This is a genomic window from Streptomyces sp. NPDC048479, assembly GCF_040651435.1.
Lineage (GTDB): Bacteria > Actinomycetota > Actinomycetes > Streptomycetales > Streptomycetaceae > Streptomyces.
Genome location: NZ_JBEZKA010000032.1, coordinates 34,751 through 50,336 on the forward strand (window position 1 = coordinate 34,751; position 15,586 = coordinate 50,336).

At 66.7% G+C, this 15,586-nt stretch carries 4 protein-coding genes and 1 pseudogene; 4 read left to right on the forward strand and 1 reads right to left on the reverse strand.

What is annotated here, in order from left to right:
• Positions 1–266 precede the first annotated feature (266 nt).
• Positions 267–2,969: a VCBS repeat-containing protein gene (locus tag AB0D12_RS34305; protein ID WP_362691813.1), complete on the reverse strand. Its 2,703-nt coding sequence runs from the start codon at positions 2,967–2,969 to the stop codon at positions 267–269.
• A gap of 496 nt (positions 2,970–3,465) precedes the next feature.
• On the opposite strand from AB0D12_RS34305, the gene AB0D12_RS34310 reads away from it, so the two are divergent.
• The 4 genes and pseudogenes from AB0D12_RS34310 to AB0D12_RS34325 all read left to right on the forward strand — a co-directional run bounded on the left by AB0D12_RS34310 (position 3,466) and on the right by AB0D12_RS34325 (position 15,584).
• Positions 3,466–3,723 carry a hypothetical protein gene (locus AB0D12_RS34310; protein ID WP_362691816.1) on the forward strand — a complete coding sequence of 86 codons (258 nt, stop codon included), beginning with the start codon at positions 3,466–3,468 and terminating at the stop codon, positions 3,721–3,723.
• Positions 3,724–4,054: 331 nt separating this feature from the next.
• Positions 4,055–4,189: pseudogene (locus AB0D12_RS34315) on the forward strand (IS5/IS1182 family transposase); the annotation flags it as partial.
• Positions 4,190–4,627: 438 nt separating this feature from the next.
• The gene (locus AB0D12_RS34320; RefSeq protein WP_362691819.1) at positions 4,628–8,287 is read left to right on the forward strand and encodes a LamG-like jellyroll fold domain-containing protein; all 3,660 of its coding nucleotides are present in this window, start codon (positions 4,628–4,630) and stop codon (positions 8,285–8,287) included.
• A 130-nt stretch (positions 8,288–8,417) separates the two neighbouring features.
• On the forward strand, positions 8,418–15,584 hold the full coding sequence (locus AB0D12_RS34325; protein WP_362691822.1) for a polymorphic toxin-type HINT domain-containing protein: 7,167 nt from the start codon (positions 8,418–8,420) through the stop codon (positions 15,582–15,584).
• Positions 15,585–15,586: the final 2 nt, after the last annotated feature.

A 15,586-nucleotide genomic window follows, 5' to 3' on the forward strand; every position in this document is an offset into this window, starting at 1 on the left:
GAACACCACGCGCGCCGTCTTGGCCGCCTTGTACGCGGCGTTGAACGCGTCGAGGCCCGTGGCGTCCGGGATGAGGCCAGCGGGGCAGGCGAACGGCAGCGGCTGCGTAAGGGCATCGTGCCAGGAGGGTTGTATTGGCGAGCTCGCCTACGAGTCGGCCATTTTGGCGGCCAGGTCAGCCATCGCACGGCATTCCTGGGCGCCGGAAATGCGGGCGGGCCCGTCCTCGACGGACGGACCCGCTCGACACCCGGCAGATCGGCCGGTCAGAAGATTCCCTTGTACGCCTGCCAGCCGGTCGCGATCTTCGTCGTCGAGCCGAAGGAGCCGGTTCCCGTCCCGCTGTTACGGAGCAGATCACCGGCCGCGTTCCTCGACAGCAGATCCGCCTTGCCGTCACCGGTGATGTCCCCAACGCCGACGAATGCGTTACGGCCCGTGCCCCAGTTATTCCCGAAGGCAAGAACCCGCGGCTTCACCGTGCCCGCCGCGGTACCGTTGTACCGCCACAGTGAGTTGGTGCCGTCCACGGCGAGCAGCTCCCCGATACCGTCGCCGTTCAGATCGCCGGCACCGAAAACCGCCCGATACAGCTTCCAGTTGGTACCGATCCGCCCTCGCGCCTTCAGACCACCTGCACCATTGTCGGCGTACAAGTACATGTCCCCGGTCGACGCCTGGCGTGCGACCAGGTCTGGCCGGCCGTCGCCCGTCATGTCACCGGGCGATGTCAACACATTGAACTGGGCCCAGGCGGTGCCGAGGGACGTGTACGGAGCAGTCGGAGTCAATGCCTTTCCACAGCCGGGCTTGTACGCGCGCAGCTCGCCGCCGACACGTACGAGCACGTCGTTGCACCGGTCACCATTGAGGTCCCCGAAGGGCACGGCGCGGACCGAGGTCGACCAGCCGGAGCCGGAGGTGCTGCCGGCGAACTTTCCGGCGCCGTCGCCGTGCTGGAAGGTCAGCGAGCCGGACGCGTTGAGAGTCAGCAGATCGGCAATGCCATCCTGGCCGACGTGATCCCGGTACACCGGCGCCGCCGTCGGTCCGGCGTACACCAGGTGAATGCGCTCAGAGGCATCGACGAAGGCCACCCGGTTCCCGTTCGGGTCCACGGTCCACCTGATGCGGCGGTCCGAGGAGTGGCTCTCCGGCTCGAGATTCTCCGTGGCCGGGAGCGGGGCGAGGTCGGTACTGACCGCTTGGCCGGAGCCGAATGCGGTGCGGACCAGTTGGCCCCGGCTGGTGTCGTGCCGGACGAGAAAGCCGTCGGCCAGCAGGGCGTGCCCCACCGGCACGGGCACGGAGCGGCCGCGGGAGCGGTCAAACACGCCCGCCTTCCGCTGAGCCTCACAGGCCCAGTACACCCAGCGGCCAACGACCTGCAGCTCACTGGGGAAACAGGCGGCACCGATGTCGACACTGACCGCGGGCAGGCCCGATCCGAGACGGCTCATGGAAAGTCGTCCCGCGGTGGAGGTGGTGGTCCACAGCTGTCCGTCCCACACCGTCGCGGCCGCGACGGCATGGGTGGACACCACCTTGGACTGCGCCCAGTCGACAAGGTGTTTCTTGCGCGTGATCCCGCCGAAGAACACCGCGTACCGGCCATGCGCCGCCACCAGCTCACCGGACGACTCCGGCAGCAGCACCGCCTGGACCTCACCCGCGGGCGTACGCCTAAAGAGCTGGGAAGCGCCGTAGTAGTAGACGACGGAACCGTCACCCGCTCCGAACAGCCGGACACAGCTGTAGATGAAGATGCAGGGCTTGCCCGAGCCACCGGCTTGACGCACCGGCCCCACCTGAGGGTTGTCTCCGGCCGTCACCGTGCGGGTGTTGAACATGACGTCGCCGTGCGTCGGTGGCGAGGTCTGGTCCGTGTAGGCCAGCGTCCCGTTGGCCAGCGACACACCGTCGATGGCAGCAGGAACGGGCGGAAGGTCGATGATCTCCCGGGCGACGATCTGCCCTTCCGGCGACTGCGTGAGGCGTTGCACGCCCCAGTCCTTAGGGCCGGTACCGGCCTGGACGATGGCTGATCCGTCCGGCGCCTCATCGATCCATCCGCCCATCCTGGGGAACAGCTGACGCCACTCGCCTCCGGCGACAGGCATCGTCAGAACAGCATGGGTGCCCCAGTCCTCCACCACCACGTGGTCGCCGACAACCCTGAACTCGACCTTCCCTTGGGTCGGTTGGGCCGGAACCTGGATCTCTGCTCCCCCCAAGTCGTCCCGTCGCAGCAGCCGCGCGCCGGCCCCCGGATACCACCATCCGACGTAGTCGTGGCTGAGGAAGGGAGCGCGGGCGGAGCCCGCCTTGTAGGAGTCGAAGATCTTTGCCACGGACCCGTCGCCCACATCGACGAGCGCGAGCTGCTCCATGAACACCTTCGGATCGTCGCTGGGCATGCGGTAGCGCATCAACAGCGACTTGGCGTCTCGCTCACTCGTCGTGAGCAGCTGGGCGCCCTCTGGCCAGCCGGTCACCGTCAGATCGGTCGTGCCGCCCCCGGTCGTGGGCTTCAGCAGGTGCACCTCACGCACATCGGAGGCGGTGCCCAGGTAGGCGATCACCGTTTCCCCTGCGGTTCCTGCATATGCCAGCCCTTCGGGAACCGTGACCGTGGCCTTGGTGGCGCCCGAATCGAGGTCGTAGAACCGGACGACGTACGGCTTGGTGGGAGTCAACTCGTACGCGGTGTCCGACTGGGCGAGTGTCACCTGCCCATGGGGGGCGTCGTACTGGGGCAAGTCCCGCGATACGCCGGTCGCGTAGTCCGTCCAGCGCAGGTGGGCCGATCCTTCCGGCTGGGAGAGCAGCCCTGTGTCGCCGCGGCCGGAAAGCACTGCGTTGCGGGGCTGGTACCTGTCGGCGGCCGGCAGGACGATGTCAGAAGTGGGCGCTGCGGCCGCCGGAGTACCGGCCAGCGGCAAGGCTCCAACCGCGAGCAGTACGGACACGCCTACTGCGACACTCGGGCGAAAGAAGGCGTGGTGAGGCAAGAGATCCCTCCCGGAGACCTGAGGTCAGGGGTGACGGACACACGGGGAGTCGATGACCGCCCGCACATGCGTAGAAAGGCGACCTTCGGAAAACGAAGCCGGATACGCCCCGGGTGAACGCCCGTGCGAATCGCGCGATCTTAACAGCCGTCACATATGTGCCGGAAGTGAAAAGAGCCAGCAGCACTTCCTCTGCTGAAACGTGCGGCCGTGGCACCGGGACGCCGGAGCGGCACCAGTTCCTGAAGGGCGTGGTCGCAGACTGGCCGCCGCAGGGCTGGCAGGTGGAGTCCTCGCGCGGAGAATCTCCGCGACGCTCGTGCGCCCGAGGGTCCAGGATCACCGTTCCGATGGCTGCAACGGACTGAGCCCTCGAGTTGGGACTGTCAGACCAGGCTCGTAGCATCGGAAGCGAGCCTGGAGCGGCCGGGCCCCGGAGGCACGGGAGCAAGCCATGGGCGAGATCAGCGTCGGCAGGCAGCACCTCGATCGACTGATGGCCGACGCGGCCGGCACCTACGGAGCCCCCTACCAGCGGTCCTTCGCCGAGCTCGCCGAGACGCACCGCGGCTGGCCCGTCGCCGAGATCTTGCCCCTGTTGCGACGGGCGGCCGACCAGGCCCTGCTGGAGTTCCCTCATTCTGATCTGGTCGAGCAGGCCGAAGCGATCAGCACCGGCGAACGGTACGTCCTGCGCGTCAGGGTCACATGAAGGCCGCGGGCCCCAAGCGTCTGCGCCGCGAGGACGGCCGCGGCCATTCTCGGCAAGGTGGTCGCCGTCCTGCGCACTCTCTGAGAACCATGCAAGAGCGGTCCGCCCGGTCGACGTGCGATGGACTCCCGGGCGGACTCTGCTTCCCACGCTGCCCTGTCGCCAGCCGGGCCGCAGTGAAATACGGCCGGAGCCTGTGCCGAGCGAGGCAGCACCTGATTCCCTGAGGCTGAACCTTTGGAGTGGACACCCTGACAATGGATCTTGATGGTCCAGGGAGGGATGTCCAGGTGGGACGCAAGTCTGCGTATCCGGAGGAGTTCAGGAAGGACGCGCGCCGGTCGAGCACGGCTTCGCCCACCTGAAGAACTGGCGGACCCTCACCAAGCTCCGCACCGACCCCGCCCGCGCCACCCGCCTCTTGCGCGCCCTGCTCGTCCTGACGAACCTCGAAGTCAACCGCTGACAGACGATCTTCCCCGCAGACTGCCGCCCACGACCAGCGTGAGCACCCCGACAGACGGGCACACCAGCCCTTTGAGCTGCGACTTCAAGTTGGCGGAGGTTCAGTGCACCCGGCGGTGCGCACCACACCCCGGCAGTGCGCACCGGCCGGTGCGCATCGCGTGCGCGCGCCGCGCACCGGCCGGTGCGCGGCGGTGCGGCTACCGGTGCGCCCCGGCCACGGAGTGCACCACGCGGGCTCGCTCCAGGTGCTCATCGCGCAGCGCCTCCAGGGCGCGTCCTTCGGTTCGTCACGATTCGCTACAAACTCGCCCCATCTTGCTTGACGGATGTAAAGCGGAAGCACATATTTGGCCAGTCCATGTGGGGATCTTGTAAGACCTGGGGTGGGGTTTTGAGGGGTGGGGTGTGGCGTCGTGCGCGCCGCAGAACAGTCGTGGTGACAGCCGCGGCGATCGTGGCCTCGGTGCTGCAGCCGTTGGCTGGTCAGGCCACGGCGCAAGTGCCGGCCGGGGCGCCGGCGTCGGCGCAGAGCGCGGCGGCGCTGGCCGCTGCGACGGGTGAGCCGGTGGAGGTCATGTCTGAGAGGACGCCGTATGCGCAGACGATGGCGAATCCGGACGGTACGTTCACGCTGACGCAGTCAACGACGCCTCAGCGGGTGAAGTCCGGGGACGGTTCGTGGCGCAGTGTGGATGTGACGCTGGTTCGGCGTGCGGATGGCTCGGTGGGTCCGAAGGCTGCCGTGGTGGACTTGTCGTTCGCCGGTGGCGGCAGCGGCAAGGATCTGATCCGGCTGGCCACGTCGAAGGGTGCGGTCGAGCTGGGCTGGCCGCAGGCGCTGCCGGAGCCGACGCTGGACGGGGCGACGGCGACCTACCCCGAGGTGTTCAAGGGCGTCGACCTGCAGCTGACGGCGACGGCCACTGGCTATCGCGAGGTGCTGGTGGTCAAGTCCGCTGAGGCTGCGGCCAGCTCTGATCTGGAGCAGGTCAAGCTCACCGCGTCGGGCGAGAAACTGGACATCCTGCCCGGTGCGGGTGGGGGACTGCGCGCCGTGGACGGCGACGGCAACAACGTGCTCACCGGCCCGGCCGGCCTGATGTGGGACTCCACGGGTGATACCGCGGGTGCCGGGGCGCAGCCGCAGATGCTCCGTACGGAGTCGCCGGATGAGCCGGCCGCCGCGGTGGACGGAGATCCGGAGGCCGCCCGGCCGGACCACGACGACGCCAGCGCGGAACTCCCAGTACAGGTCGAAGACGGCGCGGTCGCGGTTGAGCCGAACCTGACGCTGCTGCGCGGCAAGGACACCGTCTACCCGGTCTACATCGACCCCTCCTTCGGACTGGGTGTTTCGGAGAAGACGGTGCTGTCCTCGGACGGGGACCATTTCTGGGACTTCGACGGAGACCTTGGTGTTGGCAACTGCAGCCACCTGGGTCCGTGGTACTGCGGCACGGACTACACCAACCGCATGTACTTCGAGTTCTCCCCGGCCCAGCTGTCCGGCAAGTACGTCATCGATGCCACCTTCCGTGCGTATGAGACATGGTCGTTCTCGTGCAGTGCGCACGATGTGGACCTGTGGCGCACGAACAACATCTCCAGCGCTACGCGCTGGCCGGGCCCTACGCAGCTTGACTTGATGGGCGACCGCAGCGTTTCGGCGGGCCGGGGCGACAACTGCTCGCCCGCCCAGCCGGACTCGTGGGTCGAGTTCAACGACAGTGCGAGTGAGCCGGACGAGAACCTGACCAAGACGGTCCGCTCGTTCGCCGACGGCAACTTCTCCCGGCTGACGCTGATGCTGCGCGCCAAGAACGAGAGTGACCCGGACGCCTGGAAGCGGTTCAAGGAGAACGCGGAACTGCAGGTCGTCTATGTCCTCAAGCCCGGATACCCGATCAACGTCGGCGCGATTCCGGGAGACGGCGCGATCGCACATTGCTCCGTTGACGCGAACGCCCCCGACATCGCCACGCGTGTGGATCCCACACTGCAGGGCAGGGTCCGCACCCTGCAGACGCCGGCCAATGACTCGGAGAAGGGGTCCCTGCGTTCCCACTTCTTCGTCCAGAGGAACACAGGGAGTAGCTTCGTCGACGCCTGGCAGGTCAACCAACCGACCGCGGGTTACGACGTGAACGGTGATTTGGAGAAGGTGAGCCTGGCCGGTGGCGCCGACGCCACGCTGTACCGCTTCAAAGTGCTCACCCAGTCATTCTGGACCTACGAGGGTGTCACCACAGCGATCTCCTCGGGTTACTCCCACTGGTGCTACTTCAAGATCGACCTTGACGCGCCCGAGGCACCCGTGATCGAGCCGGGCGCGCCATACAACGCGGCGTGTGCGGACGTGGGCTGCGGGGAGCCGGGCAAGGCCGGTTCCTTCACGTTCAAACCCAATCCCGAAGACGCAAGCGACACGACCGACCCGGACATCACCGGCTACCGCTGGTCCCTGTCCACCAAGTCAGGTGCCAAAGAGGTTCCCTCTGTCGACGCGAACGGGGACGTCGTCACCGTCACCGATGTGACGCCGCCTGTAGCGGGCTCTACGATACTGACCGTTGAGGCCAAGGATGTCCGCAACCGCTACGGCCCAGCCTCGACCTTCGAATTCATGGTGGAGCAGCCGGATGGGGCGGTCGGACGCTGGCATTTCAACGGCGTCACCGACAGCGCGACCGACGGCACCACTCGTCATCCCATTGAGCTGCACCAGCAGGCGGGCAAGGCCGCAACCTGGGGGCCCGAGGGACGCCGCGGCATCGATGACCATTCATTGCGCCTCAACGACGACGTCACGGATCCCGCGCAGCAAATCGGCTATGCCTCGACCCAGGGCGGCGCCCCAGTAGACACCGCCAAGTCCTTCACGGTTTCGGCATGGGTCATGCTGACCGATGCGAACAAGACGAGGGTGGTTGCTTCCGCTCCGGGCGCCTACACCTCGGCCGCGTTCAACCTGTCCTATTCAGGCTCTGAGAAGAAATGGGTGTTCGACCGGGCCGTGGCCGACTCCGCCACCCCGGTCTACGTCAGTGCCCTTGCGGACACGACGAACCCGCCCACCAAGGTGTGGACGCACCTGACCGGCGTGTTCGACACCAAGGGCGACCAGAACAAGGCAAACGACACCATCCAGCTGTTCGTCAACGGCCGCCCCCAAGGGCCCGCGACGGGCGTCGTGCTGGCCGGCGTGAACCCTGCCTATGCGCCGTGGACCTCAGCGCAGGACATGAGGGTCGGGGCTTCCAAGGCCGGTGAGTACTTCATGGGCCGCATCGACGAGTTGGCGGTGTGGCAGCGGGCCCAGGGGCGCCCGCTCATCGCGGACGAGGCGAACCTGACCGAGAACAGCGAGCAGGCCACCGCCCTCGCGGCGTCCTGGGATGCAACCGCCGCTAGCGGCACCACGGTTCAGGACACCTCGCTGTACAAGAGGCCGAACCTGACACTGGCAGGCGGCGCGACGCTGAACGCGGAGCAAGGCATTGTCCTCAACGGCACCACCGGCTACGCAGCCGCGACCGGCCCAGTGGTGGACGAGACCGGTTCGTTCACCGTCTCCGCCAAGGTCAGCCTGAACAAGCTCAACCTCCAGGCGAAGCCTGTCGGCTACCAGGCACAGGTCGCCGGACAGCGCACCGGCGGGGAATCCTCCTGGGCCCTGTGGGTCGTTAAGCCTGCTGAGGAGGTCTACCAGTGGAAGTTCACTCGCACCGCCGTCGACGGCACGGGCCTGGTGGTCCAGTCGGCCGAGGTCGCACAGCTCAATGGCTTCGCTGACACGACAGGCGCGTCTGTCGATGTCACGGGTGTCTTCGACGCGCAGGCCCGCCGGACTGAGGGCAGCGCTGACAGTTACGGCGAGTTGCACCTCTTTATCGGAGCTGAGTCGATGAACGACTCGGGCGATACGAACTCCTTCACCGCCGCCCAACAGGGGACGGGTGAGCTGTCGGCCGGCCGGGGCACCACCGCGGGCACCACAGCCCACTACCTGCCCGGTGCCCTGCAGAAGCTCCGGGTCTGGACCGGTGCCATGTCAGGCGCTCAGGTCCTGGCCCAGACGCAGGAATCTGGCGCCTAGCGCTCACGTAGTACTGCAGGTCCGGGCCGGCATGAGCGCCCGGACCTGCCCCAAGCACACGCATGAACCCGGCCCCCCGGCCGGGGCATAAGCCGCGGCCCGGACGGGTCGCACACACCAGGGGCGGGACATGACGAACTTCGGTAGGTCTGGCTGCACGGGCGCACGCGCGTCCGGCGCGAGGAGAGGGTGGACGCGGCGGATCGCCGCGATTGTCGGGTTCGCGATGGTGCCGGGCCTGTTGACGCCGATCGCGTGGGCTGCTGAGCCGGATCCGCTGGGCCCGTCAGCCCTGCCGAAGTTCACGTCGGTCAAGGTGTCGCCGTTCACCGCGAGGGTGGACAACAAGACCGCCGCAGTCGTGAAGACGGCCGCGGCGGCCGACAAGAAGGAGATCGCCCGCGCCACGAAAGACCGGGCGAAGACCGTCACGTGGCCATCGGCCGGGCAGTCCACCCTGACGCTGCCGTCCACGGGTGCGGCGAAGGCCGCTCCGGGAATGCTGCCGGTCACCCTGGGCCACCCGAAGCCTGCCAAGGGAAAAAACGGGAGCAAACCAAGGCCCCCCCTCGCCGGCTCGGTCGTGGTCAACGTTCTGGATCAGAACAAGTCTGCCGCGCTGGGCGTCAAGGGCATCGTTGTGACCGTCACGGGCCCCACCACGGGCGGACAGGCCGCACTCGGTATCAACTATGCGGCGTTCGCGTCCGCCTACGGCGGTGACTGGGCCGGCCGTCTGCAGGTCCTGCGCCTGCCCGACTGCGCGCTCAGCAACCCGACCGTAGCGAAGTGCCGTACCCGCACACCGGTCGAGTTCACCAACCACCGCACGAAGCAAGACCTCAGCACCGAACTGGCCTTCAAAGCTGCGCCGGGCACCGCGCCGGGCACCGCGCCAGGCACGGCAGCGAGTACCGCGCCGGGCACCGCGCCAGGCACGGCAGCGAGTACCGCGCCGGGCATGGTGGCGGGTACCGCGCCGAGTACCGCGCCGGGCATGGTGGCGGGTACCGCGCCGAGCGCGGTGCAGGGCATGGTGGCGAGGTCCGCGACTGCCCCCTCTGCCGGCCAGACCATGGTCCTGGCGCTCGCGGCGGGCACCAAGTCCGGGGGCGGTGACTACAAGGCCACCCCGCTCGCTGCGTCGTCGACGTGGGAGGCGGGTGGTTCCGCGGGCACGTTCACGTGGTCCTACCCGTTGCGTGTGCCGCCGTCCGCGGCCGGCCCCGGGCCAGACCTGGCCATTTCCTACGACTCGGGCAGCGTGGATGGCCGTACCGCGTCCACGAACAACCAGGGCACGGTGATCGGCGAGGGCTTCGACATCACCTCGTCCTACGTCGAGCGCAAGTACGGCAGTTGTGACGACGACGGCCAGACCGACAAATTCGACCTGTGCTGGAAGTACGACAACGCCTCCCTCGTCCTCAACGGCAAGGCCACCGAGCTCGTCAAGGACGACACCACGGGTAAGTGGCGGCTGAAGAACGACGACGCCTCCACGGTGACCGTTGCCACGGGCGCGGACAACGGTGACGACAACGGCGAGCACTGGACCGTCACCACCGGCGACGGCACGAAGTATGTCTTCGGCCTCAACAAGCTCGACGGCGCGGGAGCTACCGACCGCACCAACTCGGTATGGACCGTGCCGGTCTTCGGCGACGATGCGGGCGAGCCCGGTTACGCGGATGGCTCCAGCTTCTCCGGCCGGTCCAAGACGCAGGCCTGGCGGTGGAACCTCGACTACGTCGAAGACACCCACCAAAACGCCATGTCCTACTGGTACGAGGCTGAGCTCAACCACTACGACATGCTCGGCGACGACAACAACGGCACCGCCTACACCCGCGGCGGCTACCTGGCAGAGATCCGCTACGGGCAGCGCGCCGGCGCCCTGTTCTCCGCCACCCCGGCCGCGTCGGACAAAGTCGTCTTCGGCTACGCGGAGCGCTGCCTGGCCGCCGGGACCGGCTGTGGCTCGCTGACCGACGCGACCCGTGACAACTGGCCCGATGTGCCGTTCGACGCGGAGTGCAAGGCGGATCAGAAGTGCACCGGCAACACCGGCCCCTCTTTCTACACCCGTAAGCGGATGACCGGTATCGCCACCCAGGCGTGGGATGCGGCGGCCGCCACCCCCGGTTTCGCGTCGGTGGATTCCTGGGAGCTGAAGCAGCAGTACCTCGACCCCGGTGACACCGGAGACTCCACCGACCAGACGCTGTGGCTGGACGAGATCCGGCACACCGGTAAGCGCGGCACCGACCTCGCGCTCGACCCGGTCAAGTTCGATCACGAGTCCCGCCCCAACCGGGTCGACGGCGCCACCGACGACATCCTGCCGCTGACCAAGCCCCGCCTGAAGGCCATCACCTCCGAGACCGGCGGGCAGACCACCGTCTCCTACATGCAGGCCGACTGCCTGGCCGGGCAGACCATGCCCAAGGTCGACACCAACACCCGCCGCTGCTACCCGGTGTACTGGTCTCCGAATGGGGAGAAGGACCCGGTCCTGGACTGGTTCCACAAGTACCCGGTTGAGGTCGTCTCCGCGAAGGACGCATACGGGGGCGCACTGGCCGTGCAGCACACCTACACGTATTCCGGTGGCGGGGCCTGGCACTACAACGACGACCCGTTCACCAAGGAGAAGGAACGCACCTGGTCGATCTGGCGGGGCTTCGAAAAGGTCACGCACATAACTGGTCTGCCGGGCAAGACCCAGTCCAAGACGGTCAACGTCTACATGCGCGGCATGAACGGCGACCGGGTCCTCGGCACGGACGGCAAGACCCCTGACCCGGACCAGCGCAAGAGCGTCACAGCCGGCGGCATCAAGGCCGCGGGGATCGCCGATGCCGACCAGTACGCCGGGTTCACCCGTGAAAGCGTCACCTACAACGGAGCTCAGGAAGTCTCCGGCACGGTCAACGATCCCTGGTCCAAGCGCACCGCGACCCAGCACAAGTCCTACGCCGACACCGAGGCGTACTTCGTCCGCACCGCCGCCACGCATACCCGCACCAACGTCACCACCAGCGGCACCCCGCACGATCGGGTGCGCTCCACGGCGACCACGTTCGACGCGTATGGCATGGCTGAGACGGCCGAGGACAAGGGCGACGACGCAGTCAGCGGCGACGAGACGTGCACCCGCACCTGGTACGCCCGCAACGACACCCTCGGCATCAACTCCCTGGCCTCCCGCACCCGCACGGTAGGAAAGCCCTGTGCGACCACGGACGCGCTTCTTGACCTGCCAGTTGATGCGAAGCGCCCCGGTGACGTCATCTCCGACACTGCGATCGCTTACGACACGACCACCTGGACGGGCACCCAGACCCCAACCAAGGGGGAGCCGCTGTGGACGGGCCGCGCCAAGGCCTATGGCACGGACGATTCTCCGGTCTGGCAGAAGACGGCCACCACCAGCTATGACGTGCTGGGCCGTCTGCTGACGGTCAAGGACACCAACGACACCACCACCGCGAAGACGACCTACAACCCGGTGGCCGCCGGGCCGCTGACGTCGTCGTCGGTGGAGGATGCCAAGCTCTACAAGACCACCACGCTGGTCGACTTCGCCACCGGCGCTGCCACGATGGTCACCGACCCGAACGGCAAGGTCACCGAGTCGACGTATGACGCGCTCGGCCGGGTCAGCAGCGTGTGGCTGCCCAACCGCCTGAGGGTGCTCAACGCACCCGCCAACTACGTCTACACCTACAGCGTCACCGCCTCGGGCCTGCCGTGGGTTTCGACTGCCACGGCCCGCGGTAACGGCTCCGGCTACAACACCACGTACGAGATCTTCGACTCGCTCCTGCGCCCCCGGCAGGTGCAGACGCCTTCGCCGTCCGGTGGCAGCGTCATCGCGCAGACCGTCTACGACGAGCGCGGACTTGCGGTGAAGGCCTCGAGCGACATCTGGGCCAACGCTACAAATCCGTCCGGCACCATGGTCCAGATCGACGGCGGCCAGGCCCCCATCGAGACCGTCACCACCTACGACGGCGCAGCCCGCCCGACCACCACTGTCACCCAGAGCTACAACGTCCCGCTCTGGACCACTGACACCACCTATACCGGCGACACCGTCGCCAGCAGCGCCCCGGCCGGCGGACAGGCCACCGCCGTGGTCACCAACGCGCTGGGCCAGGCCACCGAACGCCGTGAATACGGCGGCACGCAGCCCTCCGGCAGCGACGTCACCAAGACCGCCTTCACCTACACCCCGGCCGGCCAGCAGGAGACCGTCACCGGCCCTGACCAGGCCAAGTGGACATACAGTTACGACCTGTTCGGCCGCCCCATCGAAGCGACTGACCCGGACAAGGGCAAATCGACCACGGCCTTCAATGAACTCGACCAGGCCATCAGCACCACTGACGTGGCCCGCAGCAAGACACTCGTCTCCGAGTACGACATTCTCGGCCGCAAAACCGGCCTGTGGGACGGCACCAAGACGGACGCCACCAAGCTCGCTGCCTGGACGTTCGACACGCTCAGGAAGGGCCAGCAGGACACCGCTGTCCGCTACGACGGGGGCCTGACCGGCAAGGCCTACACGAGCAAGGTCACCGGTTACGACAACCTTTACCAGGTCACCGGAAGCCAGCTGATCCTCCCCGACAGCACCAAGGAACCCCTGGTCGCCGCCGGCGTCCCGCAGACCCTGTCGTTCTCCACCAGTTACTTCCTCGACGGCAGCATCGCTTCATCCACCAGCCCGGCCGTGGCCGGTCTTCCATCCGAGGTCGTGGAGAACGGGTACAACTTCACGGGCGTTGGCCTGCAGCAGACGTCCAAGGGCCTTCTCCAAGGCGGCTTCTACTCCCCGCTGGGCGACCTGATGCGCCTTGACCTCGCCACCGACCCGACGTCCACCAAGAAGCTCTACCTCAACTACGCCTACGAGCAGGGCACTCGCCGTCTGAAGAACTCCTTCGTCGAATCAGACATCCACGGATACCGCCTGCAGGACCTCGCCTTCACGCAGGACCAGGCCGGCAACGTCACGAAGATCTTCGACAACAGCACCCTCGGCGGTACCGAGAAGACCGACAACCAGTGCTTCACCTACGACGGCCACCGCCGCCTGACCGAAGCCTGGACCCCCAAGACCGCCGACTGCGCTGCCAGCGGCCGCACCACCGCGAACCTCGACGGCGCAGCCCCGTACTGGACCGGCTACACCTACAACGCCGCCGGGCAGCGTAAGTCCGAGACCGAGCACACCACCTCGGGCAACAAAATCACCGACTACACCTACGGCACCCCGACCAGTCAGCCCCACCCGCTCGCCAAGACCACCGGCGCCAAAGCCGCCACCTACGCCTACGACCCCGCAGGCAACACCACCAGCCGCCCCGGCACCCAGGCCCGGCAGACCCTGACCTGGAACACCGAAGGCAAACTCGCCGGCAGCAGTGAACCGGCCGCAGGCACCAAACCCGCCACAGGTACGAGCTACTTCTACGACGCGTCCGGCGAACTCCTGATCCGCCGCAACACCACCGCCGACGGCGACACCGTCCTCTACCTCGGCGGCACCGAAATCCGCCTCACCACCAAGGGCACCACCAAAACCCTGTCCGGCACCCGCAACTACACCGCCGCAGGCCAGACCATCGCCGTCCGCACCGCCATCGCGGGCACCACCGGCACCAAGCTCAACTTCCTCGCCGCCGACCACCACGGCACGAGCAGCCTCGCCATCGACGCCACCACGCTGGCGCCGACCAAGCGCTACACAACGCCGTTCGGCGCCCCACGGGGTACAAAGCCCACCACCTGGCCCGACGACAAGGCCTTCCTCGGCAAACCCGCCGACTCGAAAACGGGCCTCACCCACATCGGCGCCCGCGAATACGACCCCGGCACCGGCCAGTTCATCAGCGTCGACCCCATCCTCTCCCTCGACCAGCACCAAGCCCTCAACGGCTACAGCTACGCCAACCAGAACCCCACTACTACATCTGATCCCACGGGGCTTTGTGTCGACCCCGGCAACGGCCATTGCATGCCGACCAACGGCGGAGATGCGGGAGTGAACGCCCCGCCCCAGGAGCACGTCGGCAGCGGCAGCGGTAGCACCGGCGGAACAGCCAGCGGTGGCGGTGGAACCACATCAGAAGACGGCCAGCCGGTGATCGACGGAATCCGAGTGCCCCGATACGAAGAGCTGGGCAACTATGCAGCCGGTTACCAGAACCAGGACACATATGGCTACCGGATAGAGAAATGGGCCAAGAACAACTGTTTCAGTAACACGCCCAGCTCCGAATACACTGCCTTCTGCGGCACCGCACAGAAAGCCGGCCTGCTGGAAGTCGGCGACGACCCGTTCGGGATCAAGGTCGTCGGGCGATGCATCGTCAAGGGCAAGAATTGCGGCGAAGCAGCCGTCACCGTCGGGCTCTACCTCGTTGGTGCGGGAATGGAATGGGCACTAGCCAGAAGAGCCGCAGCGGGTTCGATCGCAGCTAACGGGGAATCCGGCGCAATAGCGAAAGCCTTGAGCGGATGCAAATGCTTCCTCGCCGGAACTGATGTCTTGATGGCTGATGGCTCCACAAAGGACATCGAAGACATCAAACCCGGTGATCAAGTTCTTGCGACCGACCCGGAAACAGGGAAGACCGGAAAGCGTAAAGTCACCCGACTTATCGTCAATGAGGACGATAAGCATTTCAACGAACTCGCCATCGCGACCGACGAGGGAACGAAAAAGCTCACAGCCACGCACGAACATCCCTTCTGGGTGGCATCCGAGCATCGCTGGGTCGAAGCCGGCAACCTCAAGCCCGGCATGACCCTGCTCACGGATGATGGCACCACGGTCGCCGTGGCAGGCAACCGCGCCTTCACTAAGCATGCACGGACCTACAACCTCACCGTCGACGACCTGCACACGTACTATGTGCTGGCGGGACAGACTCCGGTCCTTGTGCACAATTCAAGCTGCGGGATCGCCGACCCGTATTCGCTGAGTCGTACTGAGGGTCTATCGGGGAATGCTTCGATCAAGAATGTCGACAAGCTGGCAAAGGACATGAAGGAGAACGGGTGGCAAGGAGACCCGATCGAGGTGTTCGAGCATGGTGGATCGCGATATGTAATCAACGGCCATCATCGAGTAGCTGCCGCCAAGCGCGCTGGAATAGAAGTTCCCTACACGAATATTTCCCTGGAACGGCTCCAAGAGTACGGATACAAGAGTGCAGACGACGTCGTTGCCGCATGGGCGAATGTCAGACCGGATAGCCTGACAAATAAGTACAAGCGGAGATGACC